This window comes from Flavobacterium aquidurense (assembly GCF_031458035.1).
Classification (GTDB): Bacteria; Bacteroidota; Bacteroidia; order Flavobacteriales; family Flavobacteriaceae; genus Flavobacterium; species Flavobacterium aquidurense_C.
In genome coordinates this window covers 46,169-70,687 of the sequence record NZ_JAVDXR010000004.1, presented here as the reverse complement: position 1 = coordinate 70,687, position 24,519 = coordinate 46,169, and the positions used below count along the sequence as shown (strand labels likewise).

The following is a 24,519-nucleotide window of genomic DNA, read 5'->3' as shown; positions in this document are numbered from 1 at the left end:
CTAAATTAATTCTCTATTTTAGGATTTACCAAATGATCAAAACCAATTAAGTAAATTTCCCAAATCTGTTGTAGTAGCAGTTAGGCGAAGCTTTTTTCTAAATCTACCTTGGCTAATTTGACACTAGGTTTATTTATTTTTAATATTGATGCTTTAATTTTACTTCTATCTTTTTGAGGTATAATTGTAGGGATTAGATTTTCAAGTTTAATGTGAAATAAACGATGAATAATTATTAAATCTCTATTGTTAAAAGGGCTAATTCCATTCATAAGTTCTGACATATAAGATTTACTATGGCCTAAAATTATACCTAAGTCTTGTTGATTTATACCATGTTCGGAAATTTTATCTTTAATTACATTTTTTCTGTTTTCTAAAAATCTTCTTTCTTGTTTTGCTATAAATTCTGCCAAATCGCTTTCTTGTATTTTTTCATCAGAAATGATTGAATCTTTACTCCAATTTTTATTTTCATATTCTTTGATAATTGCCCGAAGTTGTTTTCTTTCGTCTCCTAATTCAGGGTTGCCTTTAACAAGTAATCGAAGTTTTCTGTCTAGAATCATTGCTCTTTCAAGACCAATTTCGTCAGAAATATGTCCTTTTTTTAATATCTGTTTTAAATCTATTTGTGTTTTCATTTTTTTAAATTGTCACTAAAGTTGTTTGTAAAAAAGTTTATAAAATATATCCTTTATTTTTTAACCATTTCTTGATAGTACTTTTATTGTTTTTAAATGTAGTTTCATATTCATCATGAATTTAAAACAAATATAAGTAATATTTTTACTACAAATAACTAAAAAGCTTTAATTCATTTTAAATATTCTTAAAATGAAAATCTAAAATCGCAGGACAGAATCTCAATCAAAATTCATTAATTTCCAGTAAAAAAAAGGTAATTTTCGAAAGTGAAATAAAAACTAAAATATTACACAAAATCCCTGAAAATAAAACAAATACGAAACAATGATTGCAACTGGTCACTCGTTAAGAAATTTAAAAAGTAAAAAAATACTTTTCGGACTATCATTTTTAATGCTGGGTTTTACAGCAAATGCACAGCAAAAAGGAAATGAAAAACGAAATTTAATTCAGTACGTCGATCCAATGATTGGAACGGCTAAAATGGGTCATACTTATCCGGGTGCGACAGTTCCGTTTGGAAGCGTACAATTAAGTCCCGAAACTGATACGATTGCCTACAGTTTAAACGGAAAATATAATGGCGATGTCTATAAATATTGCGCCGGATATCAATACGATGATAAAACAATTGTTGGTTTTAGTCACACACATTTCAGCGGAACCGGTCACTCAGATTTAGGAGATTTTCTAATTATGCCAACAACCGGAAAACTGCAATTGAATCCCGGAGTAGCTTCAAAACCATTGTCAGGATATCGTTCGACATTTTCTCATTCGACAGAAAAAGCGGAGCCAGCGTATTACAGCGTTCTTTTGGAAGATCACAATATCAAGGCAGAACTTACGGTAACAACCCGTGTTGGAATGCATCAATATACTTTTCCAAAGTCGGATGAGGCACATATTATTTTGGATTTAACTTCGGGAATTTACAATTACGATAAAAAGAATGTCTGGACGTTTGTTCGTGTAGAAAATGATACTTTAATTACTGGATACCGCCAGACAAATGGCTGGGCAAGAACGAGAACCGTTTACTTTGCGATGTCTTTCAGCAAACCAATTAAAAGTTACGGACAGGCAGCACAGGAAAAAAGTGTGTACCGAGGTTTTTGGGGAAGATTTGATCAAACCAAAAATTTTCCGGAAATGGCAGGTCAGAACCTAAAATTATTTTTTGATTTTAATACTGAAGAAGGGGAGAAGATCAAAATTAAAATGGCTTTATCACCAGTAAGTTCTGCCGGAGCGTTAGAAAATATGAAAAAAGAAGTTCCGGGCTGGGACTTCGAAAAGGTAAAAAAACAAAGTCAGGAAGTGTGGAATAACGAACTGAATAAAATTCAGATTGAAGCCATTCAAAAAGAAGATTATGTGAATTTTTATACCGCAATGTACCACGCATTTTTAGGTCCGACAGAATACATGGATTTAGATGGGAACTATAAAGGTTTGGATATGAATGTTCACAAGGCCGAAAAATTTAAAAACTACACCAGTTATTCATTGTGGGATACCTACAGAGCATTGCATCCTTTCTTTAATATTATCCAGCCAACCCGAAATGCCGATATGGTGAGTTCAATGCTGGCACATTCAGATCAAAGCGTACATAAAATGTTGCCAATCTGGTCGCATTATGCCAATGAAAATTGGTGTATGATCGGGTATCACTCGGTTTCTGTAGTGGCCGATGCAATTGTAAAAGGCAATACAAGTTTCGATCCTGAAAAGGCGCTTCAGGCATGTGTAAACACAGCCAGAGTTCCGTATTACGATGGATTGGAATATTACATGAAAATGGGTTACGTTCCTGAGGATAAAAACGGTGCTTCGGTTTCTAAAACTTTAGAATATGCTTATGATGACTGGGCGATTGCTCAGGCTGCTAAAAAATTAGGCAAAACTGATATTTATAATGAATTTATCGAAAGATCTAAAAATTATAAAAACGTTTATGATGCCAAAACTGGTTTCATGAGACCTAAATTGAATGACGGAACTTTCAAAAAGGAATTTGATCCGCTAGATACGCACGGACAAGGTTTTATTGAAGGTAATTCATGGAATTATAGTTTATACGTTCCGCAAGATCCTGCTGAAATGATTAAAATGATGGGCGGAAATGATAAATTTAATGTTCGATTAGATTCGTTGTTTAATATGCATTTGCCGGATAAATATTTTGAAAATACAGAAGATATTACCAGAGAGGGAATTATCGGAAATTATGTTCACGGAAACGAACCTTCACATCACGTGGTGTATTTGTACGATTGGACAAATTCGCCATGGAAAGCCCAGGATAAAATCAGAATGATCCTGAAAAAAATGTACCGAAATGGTGCCGATGGTTTGGGAGGGAATGATGATTTTGGTCAAATGAGCGCCTGGTATATTTTTAGCAGTTTAGGATTTTATCCGGTTGCTCCGGGTTCTGATGAATATGCATTAGGAAGTCCGTTGGTTAAAAATGCTGTTTTTAATTTAGAAAGCGGAAAGAAATTTGAAGTTGAAACGGTGAATCAATCCGATAAAAATGTGTTTGTGAGCAAAGTGCTTTTAAACGGAAAAGAACTTTCAAAACCTTTCTTAAAGCATTCAGATGTTATGAACGGAGGGAAAATTACATTTTACATGAGCAGTAAACCGAATAAAAAGAATTATCAAAATTAATAAAAAGGCAAACGTAACAGACTTTGCAAAAACTTCACGAAATTTGCCACTTCAAATAAAAGATATAACAACATGAAAATAAATCTAAAATCGGGAATTGATAAATTGCTTTTCGGAATGAAGCAAAATGATGTTACGGCTGTTTTTGGTAAACCGGATAAAAACTACAAAGACGAAGACGATAATGTGATTTTTGTTTACAATGCACAAAAAATCAGATTGACTTTTTATCAGGAAGAAGACTTGAAACTAGGTTATTTAGTAGCGTCAAGCAATGATTTAGAAGTTTTCGGATTCAAGGTTATTGGTAGAAAAATAGCTGATGTAAAGAAAGATTTCACAGCAAAAGGAATTACAAAATACAATCAGGAAACTTTTGATACTTTTGAGAATTACTTCAACGAAGACAATTGGTTTATACTTCAGACAGAATTTGATGAAGTAGTGAAGTTTGAAATTGGTGCTATCATTAATGATAAAGACGAATTTGACTGGAAATTTCCGGCTAAGAAATAAAGAAAATTGCTGAAAGCTTTGTCAAAGTTTTAAGCTTTGACAAAGGTCTGGACAGCGTTGTCAGACTGAGCGAAGTCGAAGTCCCGCAAAGGGACTCAGTTTTACAAGGACTTCGACTTCGCTCAGTCTGACAGAAAATTTGAACATAAAAAAAACCGACAATCACTTGTCGGTTTTTTTTATGTTCAAAAGAATAATTATCCTTTCAACCATGCATTTTTAAGTTTCTCTTTTGAAGCATCAGTAGCTTTAAAAGTTTCCGTTTCTTCGTAAGGTATCTTCACAGCTCCTTTAATAGTTTGTTCAACACCAGCACGTTTTATTTTAATTGTAATCGGATCATTTTCTTTCCAGTTTTCACCTTCTCCAATTAAATCGTAAATGTTGTCGAAGTTGTAAGCTTTATCGTTTACAGCAATAATTTGATCACCACCTTTAAGATTTAAATTGGTAAAGAACACATTTAAATCCATATTTGGACGAACGCTAATTGCTTTAGTTGCCTGATCAACAGCGATGTAAGGTTTTTGTCCTTTGATAAAAATTGAACCCGCTTTTTTCTCAGTTGCTTTTGTTACTCCTACTTTAGCTAAATAAAAATCGTAAGGAATTGGAGTTGTACCAGCTACATATTTAGTTAAAAATTCCCCAACTTCAGGATAAGTCAATTCTGTTATTTTTGCGAAAAGTTCGCTATCATTAAATGGTTTCTCAATACCATATTCTTTTGATAATTTATGCATTAAATCAAGAATTCCTCTTTCTCCATTACTTTTTTCTCTAATAATAATGTCAATACACATTCCGATTAAAGCTCCTTTTTGGTATACATTCAAGTACTGGTCTTTATAAGGCTGTTCTAAAACATTAGCACTCATTTTTGTAAAAGACATTGTGTCATCCAATCTTTTTGCCTGCTCAATTTTATCAGCAATACGAGTATAAAACTCAGCTTCATTAATTAAACCCTGATTAATTTGGAAAAGGTTTGCAAAATATTCAGTTACACCTTCATACATCCATAAATGCTCTGACATTTTAGGATTATTATAATCAAAATACTGAATTTCTTTAGAATGAACCGTTAATGGCGTTACAATATGGAAAAACTCGTGCGAAACCACATCTTTCATTGATTCTACTAGTTTTTCTTTTGGCATAGATTCCGGTAAAACAACTGTTGTAGCTGTTGGGTGCTCTAAAGCTCCAAAACCATGAGCATCATCTTTCGCCATGCTTGACAAATACAATAAAACGGTATATTTTTTAGTAGCATTTACCTTTCCTAAAAAGTTTTTTTGTGCCGTCATCATTGTTTTCATTTCCGGTGTGATACTTTCGGCAGTAAATTTTCCTGTTGGAGAATAAACAGCAATCAAAATATCCATTCCATTAACGTTGAATGTTGTGTAATCTGGTTTAGAGTACATAATTGGATTTTCAACCAAAACAGCATAACGTGATGTACTAAAAACGTCGCTTGTTTTGCTTGCATCTTCATCTGTCATAGAAGTTGCTCCCCAAAGTGTATCAGGATGTGTAATGGTAACTTTATACGGAACATCTAATTTATCCTGAAAATAACCTACAAACCCATGTGTATTAACCATAAAGTTAATTCCGGCATTGATGTTGGTTCCCGCTGGTGAGAAAACATCATCACCACCAAATCCTCTTCCTTTTTCAGTATCAAAGGTATCGCCCACCAGATAAGTTACTTTTTTTAATGTTTTAGCATTTGAAATAGACCATGTATTGTCATCAAGTCTTTTCACAGTCAAAGCATTTCCTTTGGCATCAAAAGCTTTGAAATCATCAGAGTATTTTCCGTAATTATCTGTAGAGTAAGTTCCTGGAACAGTTTTAGGGATACTGTAGGTAATTTCGTCTGTTTTGATCGGTGGAGCAGTAACTGTCACCAAAACTTTGTCATCTTTTACATCGACAAGGTTGATATTAACATCAACAGTATTGTTTTTTGCGGGTCCTGTTGTGGTACCTGTTTTACAACTCCACAATGATACTGCGAGTGCTAAGGTGTAAATTATTTTTTTCATTTGTTCACGTTTAGTTATATGCATTTGACTGAAAAAATATAAAATTGTTACAGTTTGATATAAATATAAAAAAAACTCCTGATTTACAGGAGTTTTATCTTAGTCTAATTTGTTTTTTATGTAATATTTACCGTCTAAATCTTCATCAAAGTCATCTATTTTAACGGGTTTTGGTTTTGGTTTATTTGCGATAGCCTTCTTTTTCCACATTTCAAATTTTTCAAGCGGCATTTTCTTTTTCATGATTTCCAAAACTTCTTTTTCTGCCAATCCAAATTCTTTTTTTATAATTTCAAATGGATTTCTTTCTTCCAAGGCTAACGAAACAAGTTTTTCCGTTTGTTCCCAGCTCAATTCTTTGCGGTTACTCTTTTTCATCACGTGAAAATTAATTCAAAATAGGGGTTAATGATTAATAGATTGATTTTCAATTTAAGTATCAATATTAATAAAAAAAATAATTAGTTGGTTCGATCAGGGATATTTTTTTTAATGATTTTAATTGTTTTTTACAGATCTTGATTTTTGAAACGGAATTTGCAATAAATTTTGCAATTTGTTATTCTCTTTCGGCGCCATATGAGTATCAACTCCATATATTATTTCCTCTTTGGGCAACGTGGTAAAAGTACCAAAAAGTCTGTCCCAAACAGAGAAAATATTACCATAATTACTATCTGTATAAGGCAAAACGTAATGATGGTGGACTTTATGCATATTGGGTGAAACAATAAAATAACTCAGAAAAACATCTAATTTTTTTGGTAAAGAAATGTTGGCGTGATTAAACTGAGAAGTCACAACAGATAGAGATTGATATAGAAAAACCATCCACATTGGGCTTCCGAGGATTAAAACGCCAAGTGTAGTAAATATAAAACGAATGATGCTTTCGCCCGGATGATGTCTGTTAGCAGATGTAGTGTCAATCCAGGTATCCGTATGATGAATGAGGTGAAATCTCCATAGAAATTTTACTTTATGCTGAACAAAATGGGCCAGATAGGCCCCAATTAGATCTAATAAAAGTAAGCCAATAATGGTGTATAACCACATTGGGATTTCAGGTGCCCATTGCAAAATTCCAAAATGATTTTCAGTTGTCCAGGCAGCAGTTTTAATGAGAATAAAAGCCAGAATAAAATTGACAATTATCGTAGTTACAGTAAAAAAAATATTGATTCCTGCATGATGCCATTTTCGGTATTGCATTTGAAATAACGGAAATGTATTTTCAATCAGCCAAAAAATAGTAATTCCACCAATCAGAATCAAACTTCTGTGGGAGGATGGAATTGTACTGAAATAAGCAATAATATCATTCATGGTAAGGCAATTTGTTTGAAGGAGCTCGTTTGAAATAATTCAATAAAAAAGAGAAAATCAGATATAAATATATCTGATTTTCTCTTAAAATTTTAGAATTGACTAAAAAATTATGCAGCGTCGTGATTCTGCAGTAATGATTTATAGATGAAACCTGCGACAATTGCTCCTAAAATTGGTGCTACCCAGAATAACCAAACCTGAGATAATGGCTCGCCTCCAACAAAAATAGCCTGAGATAATGATCTTGCCGGATTTACAGATGTATTTGTAATTGGAATACTGATTAAGTGAATTAAAGTCAACGCCAAACCAATTGCAATACCAGCGAATCTTCCGTTTGCAAATTTATCAGTTGCTCCTAAAATTACTAACAGGAAAAATAATGTCAATACAAACTCGGCGATAAACGCGGATTGCAGCGAATATCCATCAGGTGAGAATGCGCCGTAACCATTTGAAGCAAATGCTCCGGCTTGTGTATTATTGATTGCATTACCTGCTTTACCTGTCCAGATTATAAATAATGTACCAGCCGCTGCGAGAGCTCCAATACACTGCGAAATAATATAAGGTAAAAGATCTTTTGCCGGAAATCTTCCTCCAGCCCATAAACCAAAAGAAACGGCAGGATTAAAATGTCCTCCCGATATATGTCCAACAGCATACGCCATTGTTAATACAGTTAAACCAAAAGCAAGGGAAACACCTGCAAAGCCAATTCCTAAATCAGGAATTCCGGCCGCAAAAAGTGCGCTTCCGCAACCTCCAAATACCAGCCAATAGGTTCCGAAAAATTCTGCAAATAATTTTTTCATAATTTAATAATTTAATGGTTAATGTTAAGATGTATATTGGTATGCCCAATAAATCAAAACGACTTGTAAGGGCAAACGTACAAATAAAATCCATTTTGGTAAACCAAAACTTGCTTTTTTATTTTGAAGCATGAATAAATTAGCTGGAAATATTGCAATCAAGAGTGCAATAATTCCCCATGCCGCAATTTTTTTTGTAAAAGGAAGAAGGAGGAGAATGCCTAGTATTATTTCGGCCGCTCCACTTAAAATATTAATTAATTTGGGGTTTTTAAATGCTGGTGGAATGATTCGGATATACATTCCTGGTTTTATAAAATGATTGATTCCGGCACCTATATAAAGAATAGCCATTAAATATAAATGCCAAGGTAGATTCATGATATCTTATTGTTTATCACGAATTTATAAAAAAATTAACAATTATTGCATTACAAGTGGCTTTTTTTTAATTGTATTTAAAACAGACTAATTTTTACGTTTGAAATTTACATTCATAATAATAATCGCCAGGATAATTAATACAATTCCAATCCATTGAGAAAAGATTACTTTTTCGTTTAGTAAGACATAAGCCATCATTACAGAAACAGGCAATTCAAGTGCCGAAACAATGCTTCCTAGTCCAATTCCAGTCAAAGGAAAACCTGCATTCATAAGCATTGGCGGAATTATAGTTCCGAACAAAGACAATATGATTCCCCACTTCAAAAAGATTTCTAAATTGAAAGGCGTTACCTGTGTCACAAATGCGAATGAAAACACGATTACAGCACCCCCTAAAAGCATATATAAACTACGTTGTGCCGATGAGATTTCAGTCGCCACTCGATTGGCGGTAAACATAGTTGTGGTAAAAGAAGCCGCAGCCATAATTCCCCATGCAATTCCACGCCAATCCAGTTTTATATCATTATTGATGATATTAGTTGCCAAAACAGTACCAACAAGCACAATAAATACTGCGATTACCTTTTGTTTTGAGGGTAATTTTTTCTCTAAAATCATCTCTAATAAAACACCCATCCAAACGGTTTGCATCAATAAAACAATACCTATTGAAACCGGAATAAATTTAACAGCTAAATAGTAAAATAAGCTTGTCATACCTAATGACGTTCCGGCAAGCATTAGTTGCGTGATGTTTTTAGAAGTAGCTTTTACAACATTCTTTTTATGTTTTATTTTTTGGAACGTATTGATAATTAAAATTCCAATGATCCCCAAAACAAATTGAGATGTTGTTACCTCGGCGGTTGTGTAACCTTCAGAATAAGCCATTTTTACAAAAGTGGCTAACATTCCGTAAGTTGTAGCTCCTAAAGCAACTAAAAATACTCCTTTTAATACATTGTTTTGTGACATCTGAATTTGCGTTTTAAAAATTAAGGCTGGCAAAGGTACGCTATTTTGTTTGGGATTTAGCAGTAAATCGTAGTAAACAATGTTATTACTGTGTTTTTGAATGGTGATTTTGTTTATAAATTGATGATTTGATATAAAAATGGAATTCTTTAAATGAAAAAAGCCATCAAATATTTTTGATGGCTTTCTATTATACTGAAAAATAGCAGTTATTTCGTTGGTTGATTTTGGTACGTTTCAATTTCAAAAATTAAAGTAGCATTTGGTGGAATAACACCTCCGGCACCTTTTTCGCCATAAGCTAAATTTGAAGGAAGAAAGAAAATTGCTTTTTCTCCGTCAGTCATCAAGTCCAATGCTTCGATAAATCCCGGAATCATTCCGTCTTTTTTACCTACTGTGAATGGAAAAGCTTTATAGCCGCCTTGCGCATCTCTGGCAGCATCGTATTTACCATAAGCTTTTGCTACGCTTGATATACTGCTGTCAAAAAGATTTCCGTCTTCAAAATAACCTGCATAATGAAAGTAAATTGTAGATCCGTCAGCTCCCTTAACGCCCGTTCCTTTTTGTGTAATTACATATTTAAGACCAGAAGCAGTTGTAGTTGCTTTTGCTTTAGTTGCGGTAAAATAAGCAGCTTTAGCTGTGATAACTTTTTTAGCTTCGTCTTTTTTAGCTGCTTCTTTTTTGGCATCGTCCGCTATAACTTTTACGGCATCAAATTTTTTAGCAGCATCACCTTTGCGTGTGATCGTAATTTTTGTCATAATATCATCCTGAACAATTTTATTAACGTTGTCCATTCCTGAAACTACATGACCAAAAATGGTGTGCTTTCCATTTAACCAAGGTGTATCTTTATGCGTGATAAAAAATTGGCTTCCGTTAGTTGCAGGGCCAGAATTTGCCATTGCAAGAATTCCACCTTTGTCGAACTTCAATTCTTCTGTGAATTCATCTTTAAATGAAAATCCGGGACCTCCAGATCCATTTCCGTCAGGATCTCCACCCTGAATCATGAAATCGTTAATAACTCTATGAAATTTTAATCCGTCATAAAATGGTTTTCCTTTTAGTTTTTCAACTTTTACATTCGGGTTTTTACCTTCTGCCAAAGAAATGAAGTTAGCCACAGTTACGGGTGCTTTAACATATTCTAAAGTTACCACTATATCGCCTTTTGTTGTAGAAATGGTAGCAAAAATACCATCAGTTGGATCCGCTTTAGCAACTGTTTTTGTTGGTGCAGCTTTTGGTTTCGCTACAGGTTTTTTAGTTGTTTGTGCCTGAATATTTACAATTGCAAGGCAAAATAAAAATAGAAATCTAAATTTCATTGTATTTATAATTTAAGTCTATATAAGTTTTAAAATATGCTATTGTGGTTTTTCTAATAATTGAATTTCAAAAATAATATTAGCATTTGGCGGAATTACTGCTCCAGCTCCGGTTGTACCGTAAGCTAAGTGAGATGGAATAAAAATAACAGCCTTATCTCCAAATGAAAGCTGCTCAATTCCTTCTATAAAACCAGGAATCAGACCTGATTTACTTCCTGCTGTAAAAGGAATTGGCTGATATCCTTTTGCTTCAGCTCTTGCAGGATCAAATTTTCCAAAAGCTTTGTTAACTTCTTCTATACTTGAATCAAATAAAGTTCCGTTTTCTAAGAATCCTGCATAGTGTATGTAAACCTGAGTTCCAGTTGCAGGTTTTTTACCACTTCCTTTTTCAGTAATTACATATTCTAATCCAGTGCTGGTTTTTGTAGCTTTAGCTTTTAAGGCTGCAAAAGAAGCCACTTTTTCTTTGTGAACTTCGGCGTATTTGCTTTGTTCTTTTGCTATTTCTGAAAAATAATCATGAAATACTTTTACGGCATCAAATTTTTTGGCTTCTTCACCATTTCTTATGATTGTTACAGAAACAATTTTGTCATCTTGTTTAACCTGATTTACTACTTCCTGTCCTTTTTCAACTACATGTCCAAAAATAGTATGTTTTCCGTCTAACCAAGGAGTTTCAACATGCGTAATAAAAAATTGGCTGCTGTTAGTTCCGGGACCGTTATTAGCCATTGCCAGAACACCTGCTTTGTCAAATTTTAAATCAGTGATTTCGTCTTTGAATCTGTACCCTGTATCTCCAGAACCAGTTCCTTCCGGATCTCCCGTTTGAATCATGAAATCTTCAATAACTCTATGAAATTTTAAACCATCATAAAACGGTTTCTTTTTTAGGTAATCTTTTGTTACAAATTCATTTTTACCTTCAGCCAGGGTTACAAAATTTGCTACTGTAACAGGTGCTTTTTTATAATCTAATTCAACAATAATATGACCTTTATTAGTTTCAATGTCAGCATATAAACCATCAGGTAAATTGCTGTGCTCGTCTTTACAGGAATAAAATGAGGTAACGGCTAATAGTAATAGTAAAATACTCTTTTTCATTTTCAAAATGTTGTTTATGGGTTTATTGTATCTTTTTTAGTTTGAGTTACTGGTTTTGCTGCAACAGGTTTAGGTGTAACAGGCTTTACAGTTTGTCCTGTTGGTACTGCCGTCGCGGATGTTTGTGCTGCAGGAGTGCCTGTTGGTACTGTTTGCGGAGCCGCTGGATCAGGTACAATATTGCGTAATGTTACCGTGCAAATTAACGGTTCATTGGGTCCTATTTTTTTGTTGTCACCATGATATCCGTAAGCAATATGCGAAGGAAATAAGAAAGTCACTGTTTCGTTTTTATGCATATATTTAATACCGTCACGTAATCCCATCATGATATCCTGTTTGTCTACATAATACGTTTGTGGACCTAAATCAGCTTCAGAATAAATCACGTTGCCTTTGATGTCTTTTACTTCTAAATTGAAATAAGCGATATATCCTTTTCGTGGCGTTTGGGTTTCGTTTGAATTTCTCTCATCATAAGAAAACCAATATCCTTTTCTGGTTGCGTAATATTTAACTTTAGGATTGCTTTTGATAATTTTCTTAAAAGTACTCTCTTCGTCAGCAATTAATTTTTTATTGCGATCAACTGATTTTTTCATGAAACTTCCCGAAGCTCTCGAAATGGGTCTTCTGGCATCTTCATGCTGTTTGCAGCTCACCAATAAAACAGCAAAAAGGAGCGTGTATATGCTTAGTTTTATGTAGTTCATAGTAGGTTATATTTTTAGTTTGGTTACTAAATCTTCAAATTTTTTCAAGGTTTCTTCCATCGAAACATCTGATCTTCCACCGGCAGCGTTACTATGCCCTCCGCCATTAAAATGATCTCTGGCAAATTGGTTTACGTCAAATCCACCTTGCGAACGGAAAGAAATTTTGATAATTTTCTCTTCTTTATTTTCGATAAAAATAGCAGTAAAAACAATACCTTTTATACTTAATCCATAATTTACAATTCCTTCAGTATCACCTTTTACGTAATCAAAAGAATCCAGTTCATCCTGAGTAAGTGCAGTATAAGAAGTTTTATGTTCTTCTAAAACTTTCATATTCTGTAAAGCACGCCCTAATAATTGTAATCGACTGTACGAACTATTATCAAATAATAAAACAGGAATTTGAGTATTTTCAACTCCCAGATCAATCAATTCTGCAATGATTCGGTGTGTATTTCCTGTAGTTCCCGGAAAACGAAATGATCCTGAATCGGTTAAAATTCCGGTATAAATACAAGTTGCAATGGTTTTATCCAAATCTTCTTTTTTATTTAAGAAAGAAATGAAATTGTAAATCATCTCACAAGTTGAACCAAAAGAAGTATCAGAATACGTATAAGCTGCATAATCATCAGGTTTTTGATGATGATCTATCATGATAAACGGAGCAGTTAGTTTTGCCAAAGTGTGTTCCATTTCGCCTGTACGATGAAACGCATTAAAATCGAGTGTGAAAATTAACTCCGCTTCTTCTAATATTTTGGTGCAGTTTTCGGTGTCTTTCTCAAATATTTTTACTGTTTCTGAACCTGGAAGCCAAGCCAAAAAATCAGGAAAATCATTTGGTGCAATAACCGTTGGCTGGTGGTTGTTTTTTAATAAAAAATGGTATAAAGCTAAAGTAGAACCCATAGCGTCGCCATCTGGTCCTCTGTGCGGTATAATTGCAATTTTCTTTGGAGTCGCAAGCAACAATTGTATTGCCTGAATATCTTGTATTTTCATAGTGTGCGAATTTACATTTTTTTAATGTAATGTTGAAAACATTTTGGAGATTAACACACTTTTATAAATTATGAGTTAGGAGTTATAAGTTATGAGTTTTGAATTGTGAAATTAGGAGTATTGTTCCACAGAGATTCGCAAAGAATTCACAGAGATTCACAAAGAGAATTTTAAGATATTGCTTCGATTGAGAAGCTATCCCGGGTTTTGGAATTTAAAAATTGGAATTTATTTTATGATACAACTTATATTTAGCTCCCTTCACAATCTGTGATTTATAAATCCCAACAGAACCTGAAGAAAAATAGGCAATTGTGCAGGCAATTGCAATGAAAATTCCGGGTGCAATTCCGAATAGTTCCATTCCCATAATCGTGCAGGCGATAGGAGTGTGGGTCGCGCCCGAAAATACAGCTACAAATCCTATTCCTGCCAAAAGAGCGATTGGCATCGGAATAATTGCAGATAAAGCACTTCCTAAAGTAGCACCTATAAAAAATAATGGTGTTACTTCGCCTCCTTTAAAACCGGCTCCTAAAGTGAATCCGGTAAACAATATTTTTAGTAAAAAGTCATACCATTGATTTTGATTTGAGAAAGAATCTACAATAACCGGAACACCTAATCCGGAGAATTTTGTAAAACCGAAACCAGCAATTGCAATGGCTAAAATGATTCCGCCAACAAAAGGTCGTAATGGAGGGTATTTGATATTTTTTGAAAAAAGAGAACCCCAAAAATGAGTACTTCTGGAAAATAATAAAGCAGCAAAACCTGATAAAACTCCAACGATAGCAGTAAATGCAATATTTTGTAAATTGATTTCAGGAATATCAGGAATACTATAATGGGTATGTTTAACCTGCCAGAATTCGACAGTAAAGTAAGCGGCGTAAGCAACAATAAAAGATAAAATAATACTTTTGATATTGATTTTACTGAAGTACAAAACTTCCAATGCAAAAATAGCACCTGCCAAAGGAGTTCCGAAAACCGATGCAAAACCGGCACTGATTCCGAGGATAATCAGAATTTTTCTTTCGGAATTATCTAGTTTGAAAATTTTAGTGAATTGATCTGCAATTGCCCCGCCCATTTGTACCGCAGTTCCTTCACGGCCTGCAGAACCTCCAAATAAATGGGTGATTAAAGTTCCGAAAAGGACTAAAGGAGCCATTTTAAACGGAATTACTTTCTTCGGACTTTCGTATTCTTCCAGTAATAAATTATTGCCTTTTACGACAGATTCGCCCCAGTAGTAATAACTAAATCCGACCAATAATCCGCCGAAAGGCAAAAGCCACACAATCCAGTCGTGGTGAATTCTAAATTGGGTAACCCATTCAAGAGAAACTAAAAAAAATGCCGAAGCCGATCCGGACAAAATGCCTATCAAAATACAGATCAAAATCCATTTGAAAGTAGTCAGGAATATTTCTTTTAGTTTTTGAGAGATCATCAATTTAAGATGGGCAGGTTTTTCGCCACGAATTCACGAATTTATAAAAAAATATCTGTTTTGATCTTTTTACAATATTAATTCGTGAATTCGTGGCTAATAAATATTACTGAACAACAGCTGTAAATTCAATTTCAACTAGATATTCAGGGGCAACCAGTTTACTGATTTCATAAAAACCGGTTGTAGGTTTTACATCCTTAAAAAATGCCGAATGCGCTCTCGCAACATCTTCAAAAGTTGAAATATTAGTGGTAAAAATTCGGGTCCTGATGACGTCTTTAATTCCAACATTCAAATCTTCCAGTACTTTTTCAACACGTTCTAAAATATTATAAGTTTGAGCATAAGCATCATCGGCTTTTACTTTATCGCCATCAACAATTGCCACAGTGCCCGAAACTTCAATAATATTACCAATTCGTACGGCACGGCAATATCCCATTTTGTCTTCCCATGGTGATCCTGTCAAGATGTTTTCTCTTTTCATTTCTTATGTTTTTTTGGAATTATTTTTTGTCGATTTTTAAAAACAATTCTGGTTAGTTAATACCGTCGCAATTTATAAAATATGTAACTGAAAAGAGTATAGATTTATTTGAAATCAAACTGTAAAATAGTCTTTTTTGTGATATTTAAAAAAGATAGATTTTGTTTTTGCCACAGATGAAATGATTTTAAGGATTACTTATTTGTATAAAATTGTTGCCACGAATTACACAAATGTACACTAATTTAATTTGCGTAATTTGTGTAATTCGTGTCGGAAAAAAAAGCATAAATTATTTAATTTGTGAAATCTGTGAGCAAAAAACCTTGATTATTCAATTTGATACTGTTCAAAAAGACGAAGTTTGTTTTGCGTTGCCGTTAGGTTTTGCTGTAAAGTTTCAATCTTGTTCAGCAAATGATAAATAGCGTCGATTCCTTCCAAATTTATTTTAAGATCATAATGCATGCGAATCATTTTTTCGATGACGGGCAACTGTTCAGGCTGTAAATATTCATCTTCTTCCTCGATAATAATTTCCACTAAACCATAATTGTGCAGCTCCGTTATAAAGGTGTTTTCAATTTCGTGATATATGCAAAATTGTTTTATCTGAATTAAGTTTTTACTACTCATGATTTCTTATTTTAGCTAATTCTTCAAATAATTCTTTCTCTTTTTGAGATAATTTCGTTGGTGTTTTTATATTATACGTAATGAATAAATCACCAAACTGATTGTCTTTTTTGTATACCGGAAATCCTTTTCCTTTTAATTTGACCTTCGTTCCGGTTTGTGTTTCAGGTGCAACTTTAATTTTTACTTTTCCGTCAAAAGTGTTTACGAAAGTTTCTCCGCCTAAAATTGCGGTGTATAAATCGAGCTCAACATCAGAGTAAAGATTATTTCCTTCCCGTTTAAAATCTGAATTGTTTTCAATATTAAAAGTGATATATAAATCTCCATTAGGCCCTCCGTTTGCGCCTGGTCCTCCATGTCCCGGAATTTTAATTATTTGGCCGTTTTCAACTCCGGCGGGAATTGTAATTCGGATATTTTTTCCATTTACGGTTAAATTCTGTTTATGGGTTGTGTATGCTGCAGCTAAATCCAATTGTAATTCGGCATTAAAATCCTGTCCACGGTATTTCGATTGTGTTCTTGAACTTCTTCCCCCACCGTACATCGAATTAAAGAAATCAGAAAAATCACTTCCTGAAAAATCTCCGCCAAAACCAGAAAAATCCTGATTTCCGCCTTGCTGCTGTCTCGAATATTGCTGTTGATTTGGATCGTAACCCGCTTTTTCAAATTCATCGGCATGTTTCCAGTCTTTTCCGTATTTATCGTATTTTTTGCGATTCTCAGGATTGCTTAAAACTTCATTAGCCTCGTTTATTTCTTTGAATTTTTTCTCCGCTTCTTTGTCATTCGGATTTAAATCAGGATGGTATTTACGAGCCAGTTTTCGATATGCTTTTTTTATTTCGGCTTCTGTAGCTGATTTTGTAACATCCAATATTTTATAGTAGTCGATATAATCCATTTTATATGTTTTTTATAAAATTCATTTAAATTCTTGAAGTTAGGAATAAGTGCGTAATTATCAAAATGATGCAATTCTTTTTAAATAAAAAATAACGTATTGCAGATCGATTTGGAATTTGGAATTTTTCTTTTGGATATTAATAACGATTTTTTGGCAAGTTTTTTGTTTCCAAAATTTAGCCTAATATATTGTTATAAAAGTCTTAAAGTTAAAGTCAGTAATTAAATTATGCTATTTTTGCTTTGCTATACTATTATTTTATAAAATTATAAAAGCCGATTCGATAAAACTTTTTCAATGAAGCAAATTTTATTTTTCATATTATTTTTTACAGCTGTATCAGTATCAGCCCAAACCGAATTTGGTACAAAGTACAAGGCGATTCCGGCTCCAAAATTCAGCGCTAAACCTAAAAAACTTCCTACTCCTGAGATCAAAGATCCTCAGGCTGAAAATTCAGATATACCAAGTATAAAAACACCAAATGTTTACGACAATAAGACTATAACTCCAAAGTCTAAATTTCAGGTAGGAGAACAAAAAAGTAAATTTACCATGTCTACAGAAACTGATTTTGCCAATCCCGGCGATCGTTATGTGGCCAAAATGGAGAAAGATGTAGATAAAGCTTTGAGAGCTGAAGGGTTAAGAGAAGGAAGGGGAACATTGGTTAAGAAAAATATTTCACTGGGAGATTTTAAAACCAAATCAAATTATTTCATCATAAGATTTCGGGATTTTGGTGCGATTGATGGAGATTTGGTAAAGGTTTCCTCGAATGATCAGGTAATTAGAGATCAGATATTTTTAGACTCTAATTTTAAAGAAGTTAAAATAAATCTCGTAGTAGGTTTCAATAAATTAGATTTTGAAGCTCTGAATATTGGTACTTTAGGCGGAAATACAGCTGAAATACAGGTTTATGATGATAAAGGGCAATTGGTTACCAACGATTATTGGGACAACCTTGCTGCAGGATTTAAGGCTTCGATTCTTGTGACGAAAGAGTAACTTCGAGGTTCAGAGTAACAAAGGCTCAAAGGGACAAAGAAAGAAACCTCTGAACCTTTGTAACTCTGTGGCTTTGTATCTAAAAATCGGAACAATAAAAAAAAATATTTTTTTTATTGTTCCGATTTTTCATTTTGGAATATAAAAAGTATTTTTGCGCATGCAACACAACGTACTTATTTTAGATTTCGGATCGCAATATACTCAGCTTATTGCGCGTAGAGTTCGCGAATTAAATATATTCTGCGAAATTTTCCCTTACAATCACTTTCCTAGTGATTTATCACCTTATAAAGCAGTAATTTTAGGAGGAAGCCCATTTTCTGTTCGTGCAGAAGATGCTCCACATCCTGATTTATCTCAAATTCGAGGCAAGCTTCCAATGTTGGCGGTTTGTTACGGAGCACAATACTTAGCTCACTTTAGCGGTGGAGAAGTAGCAGCTTCAAACACCAGAGAATACGGTAGAGCAAATTTGTCTTATATTAAGGAGAATGAAGTTTTCTTTAACGATGTTTCAGAAAACAGTCAGGTTTGGATGAGCCACAGCGATAGTATTAAAGCTTTGCCAACAAATGCTGTGAAATTAGCAAGCACGCATGACGTAGAATATGCTGCTTACAAAATTGAAGGCGAAACAACTTATGCTATTCAGTATCATCCTGAAGTTTTCCATTCTACAGATGGATCAAAAATGCTTAAAAACTTTTTAGTAGATATTGCTGAAGTGCCTCAAAACTTTACACCAAACGCTTTCGTTGAAGAAATGGTGGGAGAATTAAAAGAGAAACTTGGAAATGATAAAGTAGTTTTAGGATTATCCGGAGGAGTTGATTCAACTGTAGCAGCAGTTTTATTACACCAGGCAATTGGTAAAAACTTATACTGTATTTTCGTAAACAACGGTTTACTTCGTAAAAACGAATTCCAAAATGTATTAGACCAATACAAAGGAATGGGATTAAACGTAAAAGGAGTAGATGCAGGAGATCGTTTTCTTGGTGAATTAGCGGGAATTTCTGATCCTGAAACCAAACGCAAAACAATTGGTCGTGTATTTATCGAAGTTTTTGATGATGAATCACATTTGATCGAAGACGTAAAATGGTTGGCACAGGGAACAATTTATCCTGACGTTATCGAATCGGTTTCTGTAAAAGGACCATCGGCAACGATTAAATCACATCACAATGTTGGTGGATTGCCAGATTATATGAAATTAAAAATTGTAGAACCACTAAGAATGTTGTTTAAAGACGAAGTTCGTAGAGTTGGGGCTACTTTAGGAATAGATCCTGAATTATTAGGAAGACACCCTTTTCCGGGACCTGGATTATCAATCAGGATTTTAGGGGATATTACTCCTGAGAAAGTTCAAATCTTGCAAGATGTTGACGCTGTTTTTATTGACGGATTAAAATCTTGGGGATTATATGATAAAGTTTGGCAGGCTGGAGCAATTTTGCTTCCAGTAAATTCTGTTGGTGTGATGGGCGATGAACGTACTTACGAAAAAGTAGTAGCGTTAAGAGCTGTAGAATCTACAGATGGTATGACTGCTGACTGGGTTCACTTGCCATATGACTTCTTGATGAAGGTGTCAAATGACATTATAAACAAGGTAAAAGGCGTGAACCGCGTTGTTTACGATATAAGTTCAAAACCACCTGCAACAATTGAGTGGGAATAGTACTATTTTTCAATTTAAGGCGTTACATTTGTAACGCCTTAAATTTTTAAACCTACTATTTATGAGAGAACTTTTAACGATTTCTCTTGTCTTTATTTTGTCTTTTAACAAAATAACTGCACAAGATTCAATTATTGAACACAAAATTCAAAAAGGGGAAACCGCTTATTTTATTGCCCAAAAATATAAGGTTTCTGTTGATGAAATTTACAAACTCAACCCTGAATCACAAAGCGGAATCCAAGACAATCAAGTTCTTAAAATCCCAGTCCACCCCACAGAAAAACAAATTCAGAAGCAACAAATTACCCACGTCGTTGCTGCAAAAGAAACGCTTTATGGCATATCGAAACAATATAAAGTTACGGTTGATGCTATCCAGACTGCAAATCTTGAAATTTTGGCTAATGGACTTCAAATGGGTCAGGAATTAGTAATTCCGCAAAATTCCGATGATCTTCCAAAAAATGAAATTGCAACTTCTTCAAAAGTAAGCCATCAGGTAGTTGCTAAAGAATCCTTGTTTAGTATTGCCAGACAATATAATGTTTCGGTTCAGGATCTTGAAAATTTGAATAAGGAGATTCTTCAAAACGGTTTGCAAATTGGTCAGACGATTACTATTCCAAACAAAAGAAAAACGTTGGATGGAAGAGTTCGGGTAATTAATCAGGAAACCATTTTTCATGTTGTTGAAGCGAAAGAAACTAAATTTTCAATTGCCAAAAAATATGGAATTTCAATCGATCAGTTAGAATCTCAAAACCCTGAAATCGTAAACGGATTGGTTGTAGGCAACAAGTTAGCTATCAATACAAAAGAAATTAAACCCACAAACGAGAGCGAAGAATTGATGTTGGCTTTAGCCGAAAAACAAGTTGTGGTTGAAAAAACAAAAGCCAAAACAGTTGAGATTGATGATTTAAAAGACAGATTGGTTGTTCAGAAAGAAATGAATCAGAAGATTATCAAAATCAATGATTTGAAAGTTAATCTGAATGATATGAATGGTTCTAAAGAAAATTCAGTTGAAAAACTGCGTTTGGTTTTAGAAGCCAATAAAAACGTTCAGGATATTTTAATGGCGAAATTAGATTCGCTGGTAAACACGATGAACAATGATTTGGTTGAATTGAAAAGAATGGATGTTTTGAACGTCGATGAATCCAAACGTTTAGAAAAACAATCGTATGAAAGCATCGGAAAGACAAGCGAATTATCATCTCAATTGAAAAAAGAGCTCGCTGAAAACCGAAAAGCTTATGCGGGTTTAATGAATAAAGTAGAGAAAATTGCTGTTGAAGAAAATCAGGAGTATAAGAAGAAAATCCGCGAAAGCGAAAAGAATAATAATGTCAATTCGTTGCAGCAAAGACTTTCGTTGGAAGAAATAAAACGCTATAAAATTGAGCAGGAGCAAGGTGATGCACAAAACCAACTTTTAATTGCTAAAATTGATTCGCTGGATACTCAAAAGAAAATTGAGGTAAAACGACATATCAGCAAAGCGAATTATTACAGCATGGAAGCTCGTAAATTTGATGATAAACTGGCTTTAATAAAATTGAGGAAATATCACGATGATGTTATTAAAAATCAAGGTAAAAATAATTCAGGTCAAACTTCAAAAACAGTTTCGCTAGAGGAAATGAAACGTGAGTTAAAAGAAAACCCGCTTAAAAGCGATAAAACTATAAAAGTTGAAGTTTTTGATAATCTTAAAGAAGTTTCAAATGGCTATTACTTAGTTTTGGGTATATTTACAGATGCAATTCCAAGAGATAAGTTTATTATGAAACTTATTGATTCTGGGGATTTTAATGCTAGTTTTTTCTTTAATATAAACAGTCTTTCGTATTATGTTTATTCAGACAGATACCAAAATATGGAAGAAGTTTTATATAAATGCAAGAAAAAGGAGGAAGATGAGTTATATAAGGATATTATTATTGCCAAGGCAGAGATTGATCTTAGGTAATAATTTGAAAAAAATTAACAAGTGGCCTGAATCTTGCTTCAATCAAAATTAGTATCTTGTTTTTGAATTAAAAATTAAATTGTTTAAGCCTTATTATGAAATATTATTTCGCCTTATTATCCCTTGTTTTTTTTGTTACTTGTTCTGCCTTCTCGCAGGAAAAAGTGATAAAATATACCGTTTCTAGTGGAGAAACTGTCAATCAGATTGCCGTAAAATTTAAAATTACGCCTTACGATATTTATCAGTTAAATCCTGACGCAAGAAATGGAGTGAAACCAAATACGGTTTTACTGATTCCGACGAATGTTAGTAAAGCGGCTGCGAATAAAACAGAAGCAACTAGCACAAAAGTTGCTGTAAATTCAAAAGAAATAATACACGAAGTTCAGCCAAAAGAGACTTTTTACAGTATTGAAAAAAAATACAATGTTTCTGATGAAGCGTTAAAAGCGGCGAATCCTGGTCTTGAAAAAACGGGGGTTCAAATCGGACAGAAATTGGTAATTCCTGGAAAAGGATCGGCATCAAAAGCGAGCCCAACCACTTCAAAAACAAATAAAGAGAAATATGTGTATCATGATGTTATAGCAAAAGAAACTAAGTTTTCAATAGCAAAACAATACGGTATTACAATTGAAGAACTGGAAAAACGCAATCCTGAGATTGTTTCTAACTTGCCAGTTGGATATCGACTGACAATAAAAGGAACAGCTCCTAAAACAGAAAATTCAGCAGCGGTTGCTCATGTTGCTAAGCCTGCAGAAGCTCCAAAAAAAGTAACTACTTATATGGAATACCAGGTTAAGCCAAAAGAAACTTTTTATAGTTTAGGCAGAACTTTTCATATTAGTCAGGAAGAATTGACAGAATTGAATCCGTCACTTTCTGAAGGAGTAAAAGAAGGAATGGTTTTAAAAGTTCCTTCAGGATATTTGGCTCCAAGTCCAATTGTCATTCAACAACAACCAATAGAAAAAGCTGTTGAGAAACCAATTGATAATTCAAGTGGTGGTGGTATTAAGATTTTAGAGAAAGTAAAATCTGAAACAGTTTCTGCTAATCCTGAAGTAGTGGAATTGACTAAAAAAAGAGGACAGACCGATCGTAAAAAATTGGTTTTATTACTTCCTTTTAATTTGGCTAAAATGCAAAACGATACCACAAGTGCTGCAAACCGAATTAAAAATGACAAGTTCCTGAACATGACGCTGGATTTTTATTCGGGAGCAATGATGGCAATCGATTCGGCAAAAACTTTACGTTTACCAATTGATGTTTCGATATATGATTCAGGAGAGACTAAAACATCATCGAATGTTTCTGGCTTAATTGCTCAAAATAAACTGCAGGATGCTAATGCAGTAATCGGACCGTTTTATCAGACTAATGCTGAAGGAGCGGCTAATACGCTTCGTTTGTATAATGTTCCGGTAATCTCGCCTTTATCAAAAGACACAGCAAATCCGATAGATAATTTATATCAGTCAATACCTTCTAACGATATCGTTCGTAATGCTGTTTTTGATTATATGCGTGCTAAGAATGGAAATATTGTGGCTGTTGTAGATAAGAAAAAAGAGTCTGTTATTAATTACATCAAACAAAATCAAAAAGGCGTCGTGTTTGCTGCTTTGACCGAAACTGGAGGCTTGGACGTTGCAAATTTAAAAAGTTTGCTGTTGCCAAACAGAATGAATTATGTTGTGATGGAAACGGGAAATACCGCTATGATTAAAACAACAATCAAGGCTTTAACTGATGCGCAAAAAACATGTCAGGTACAATTGGTAATTTTAGAACCAAACAGTACACTGGATACAGATGAGATTAGTTTTGAAAATTTAGTAAAACTGAAATTAATGTATCCGTCAGTGACTCGTGAAAGCGATGAACCTGGAGTTTTAATTTTTGAAAAAGAATATCGTCTGAAAAATAAGGTGAACCCAAATACGTATGCCACAAGAGGATTTGATGTTACTTTTGATACGATGATGCGTTTGGTGCAGGGAAAGACGTATCAGGAAACTGCAGATTTAATAACTACGGAACAAGTAGATAATAAATTTCAATATTATAAAAAAGAAGATGGTGGGCACGCCAATAAAGGCGTCTACATTTTATATTACGACTCAGATTTAACTTTAAAAGTAGCAAACTAATGACATCAAAAGTAACCTATTTAGGTGATTTAAGAACAAAATCAATTCACGTGCAATCCGGAAGCGAAATCATTTCAGATGCACCTGTAGATAATAATGGAAAAGGAGAAGCTTTTTCTCCAACAGATACAGTGGCAAATGCTTTGGCCAGCTGCATGATGACAATTATGGGAATTAAGGCGCGCGATTTAAGTGTGGATTTTATTGGTTCCACTGCCGAAGTCACTAAAATAATGAATGCCGAACCAAGAAGAATTGGGGCAATCGAAATTGTTTTTGATATGGAAGGTGTTGAAGGGGAGAAAAACAGAACAATTTTGGAGCGCGCGGCAATGACTTGTCCGGTATTTTTAAGTTTGAATTCAGAAATTGAAAAGAGAATTACTTTCAATTGGAAGTAAGTTAAAGATATTTTTCATTTTATTTGCAAAATGAAAATTTCAAAAAGAGCACAATTTGTGCTCTTTTTTTTGTTTTTATGCGTTTTTAATTCATTGGCAGAATTGTGTAATGTGCTGAAATTAATGATATTTAGGCATGGTTGTTAAGGATAAGGTTTTAAAAATTATGAATAAATACGAATGATGTAAA

22 protein-coding genes are annotated in these 24,519 nt (G+C 33.8%); 7 read left to right on the top strand and 15 right to left on the bottom strand.

Going from position 1 to position 24,519, the window contains the following annotated elements:
- Positions 1-80: 80 nt before the first annotated feature.
- Positions 81-644, bottom strand: a complete 564-nt coding sequence (locus tag J2X17_RS07815; protein WP_310296287.1) for a transcriptional regulator — start codon at positions 642-644, stop codon at positions 81-83.
- 397 nt (positions 645-1,041) lie between these two features.
- Between J2X17_RS07815 and J2X17_RS07810 the strand changes: the two genes are divergently transcribed.
- Positions 1,042-3,327, top strand: coding sequence for a GH92 family glycosyl hydrolase (locus tag J2X17_RS07810; RefSeq protein WP_310296787.1), 2,286 nt, complete (start codon positions 1,042-1,044; stop codon positions 3,325-3,327).
- Positions 3,328-3,399: 72 nt separating this feature from the next.
- On the top strand, positions 3,400-3,843 hold the full coding sequence (locus J2X17_RS07805; protein WP_310296286.1) for a hypothetical protein: 444 nt from the start codon (positions 3,400-3,402) through the stop codon (positions 3,841-3,843).
- Positions 3,844-4,040: 197 nt separating this feature from the next.
- On the opposite strand, the gene J2X17_RS07800 is transcribed toward J2X17_RS07805, so the two are convergent.
- The 14 genes from J2X17_RS07800 to J2X17_RS07735 all read right to left on the bottom strand — a co-directional run bounded on the left by J2X17_RS07800 (position 4,041) and on the right by J2X17_RS07735 (position 17,084).
- Positions 4,041-5,900 (bottom strand): M61 family metallopeptidase, encoded by a 1,860-nt coding sequence (locus J2X17_RS07800; protein ID WP_310296284.1) that lies wholly within the window; start codon positions 5,898-5,900, stop codon positions 4,041-4,043.
- Positions 5,901-5,999: 99 nt separating this feature from the next.
- Positions 6,000-6,278, bottom strand: a complete 279-nt coding sequence (locus J2X17_RS07795) for a DUF2805 domain-containing protein (protein WP_042563191.1) — start codon at positions 6,276-6,278, stop codon at positions 6,000-6,002.
- A gap of 120 nt (positions 6,279-6,398) precedes the next feature.
- Positions 6,399-7,226, bottom strand: coding sequence for a sterol desaturase family protein (locus J2X17_RS07790; RefSeq protein WP_310296280.1), 828 nt, complete (start codon positions 7,224-7,226; stop codon positions 6,399-6,401).
- 110 nt (positions 7,227-7,336) lie between these two features.
- Positions 7,337-8,044, bottom strand: a complete 708-nt coding sequence (gene aqpZ, locus J2X17_RS07785) for an aquaporin Z (RefSeq protein ID WP_310296278.1) — start codon at positions 8,042-8,044, stop codon at positions 7,337-7,339.
- Positions 8,045-8,068: 24 nt separating this feature from the next.
- Positions 8,069-8,425, bottom strand: coding sequence for a DoxX family protein (locus tag J2X17_RS07780; RefSeq protein WP_310296276.1), 357 nt, complete (start codon positions 8,423-8,425; stop codon positions 8,069-8,071).
- Positions 8,426-8,512: 87 nt separating this feature from the next.
- A complete protein-coding gene (locus J2X17_RS07775) occupies positions 8,513-9,409 on the bottom strand; it encodes an EamA family transporter (protein WP_310296274.1) in 897 nt (298 codons plus the stop codon).
- A 209-nt stretch (positions 9,410-9,618) separates the two neighbouring features.
- Positions 9,619-10,749: a peptidylprolyl isomerase gene (locus J2X17_RS07770; protein ID WP_310296272.1), complete on the bottom strand. Its 1,131-nt coding sequence runs from the start codon at positions 10,747-10,749 to the stop codon at positions 9,619-9,621.
- A 39-nt stretch (positions 10,750-10,788) separates the two neighbouring features.
- The gene (locus J2X17_RS07765; protein WP_310296270.1) at positions 10,789-11,865 is read right to left on the bottom strand and encodes a peptidylprolyl isomerase; all 1,077 of its coding nucleotides are present in this window, start codon (positions 11,863-11,865) and stop codon (positions 10,789-10,791) included.
- Positions 11,866-11,879: 14 nt separating this feature from the next.
- Positions 11,880-12,578: a gliding motility-associated peptidyl-prolyl isomerase GldI gene (gene gldI, locus J2X17_RS07760; protein WP_310296268.1), complete on the bottom strand. Its 699-nt coding sequence runs from the start codon at positions 12,576-12,578 to the stop codon at positions 11,880-11,882.
- Between the two features lie 6 nt (positions 12,579-12,584).
- Positions 12,585-13,589: a DHH family phosphoesterase gene (locus tag J2X17_RS07755; RefSeq protein ID WP_310296266.1), complete on the bottom strand. Its 1,005-nt coding sequence runs from the start codon at positions 13,587-13,589 to the stop codon at positions 12,585-12,587.
- A gap of 214 nt (positions 13,590-13,803) precedes the next feature.
- Positions 13,804-15,048: a voltage-gated chloride channel family protein gene (locus tag J2X17_RS07750; protein WP_310296265.1), complete on the bottom strand. Its 1,245-nt coding sequence runs from the start codon at positions 15,046-15,048 to the stop codon at positions 13,804-13,806.
- A gap of 106 nt (positions 15,049-15,154) precedes the next feature.
- A complete protein-coding gene (locus J2X17_RS07745; RefSeq protein WP_310296263.1) occupies positions 15,155-15,538 on the bottom strand; it encodes a RidA family protein in 384 nt (127 codons plus the stop codon).
- Between the two features lie 330 nt (positions 15,539-15,868).
- The gene (locus tag J2X17_RS07740; protein WP_310296262.1) at positions 15,869-16,174 is read right to left on the bottom strand and encodes a chaperone modulator CbpM; all 306 of its coding nucleotides are present in this window, start codon (positions 16,172-16,174) and stop codon (positions 15,869-15,871) included.
- On the bottom strand, positions 16,167-17,084 hold the full coding sequence (locus J2X17_RS07735) for a DnaJ C-terminal domain-containing protein (protein WP_310296261.1): 918 nt from the start codon (positions 17,082-17,084) through the stop codon (positions 16,167-16,169). Before J2X17_RS07735 ends, J2X17_RS07740 begins: the two co-directional genes overlap by 8 nt.
- Before the next feature lie 300 nt (positions 17,085-17,384).
- On the opposite strand from J2X17_RS07735, the gene J2X17_RS07730 reads away from it, so the two are divergent.
- From J2X17_RS07730 to J2X17_RS07710, 5 genes are all read left to right on the top strand, one after another.
- Positions 17,385-18,098, top strand: coding sequence for a hypothetical protein (locus J2X17_RS07730; RefSeq protein WP_310296259.1), 714 nt, complete (start codon positions 17,385-17,387; stop codon positions 18,096-18,098).
- Positions 18,099-18,258: 160 nt separating this feature from the next.
- On the top strand, positions 18,259-19,788 hold the full coding sequence (guaA, locus tag J2X17_RS07725; RefSeq protein ID WP_026981989.1) for a glutamine-hydrolyzing GMP synthase: 1,530 nt from the start codon (positions 18,259-18,261) through the stop codon (positions 19,786-19,788).
- A 61-nt stretch (positions 19,789-19,849) separates the two neighbouring features.
- Complete coding sequence (locus tag J2X17_RS07720) at positions 19,850-21,766, top strand: lytic transglycosylase (protein WP_310296255.1); 1,917 nt, start codon at positions 19,850-19,852, stop codon at positions 21,764-21,766.
- Between the two features lie 95 nt (positions 21,767-21,861).
- Entirely contained in the window at positions 21,862-23,928 is a 2,067-nt protein-coding gene (locus tag J2X17_RS07715; RefSeq protein ID WP_310296254.1) for a LysM peptidoglycan-binding domain-containing protein, read from the top strand.
- Positions 23,928-24,329 (top strand): OsmC family protein, encoded by a 402-nt coding sequence (locus J2X17_RS07710; RefSeq protein ID WP_310296253.1) that lies wholly within the window; start codon positions 23,928-23,930, stop codon positions 24,327-24,329. Before J2X17_RS07715 ends, J2X17_RS07710 begins: the two co-directional genes overlap by 1 nt.
- Positions 24,330-24,519 lie beyond the last annotated feature (190 nt).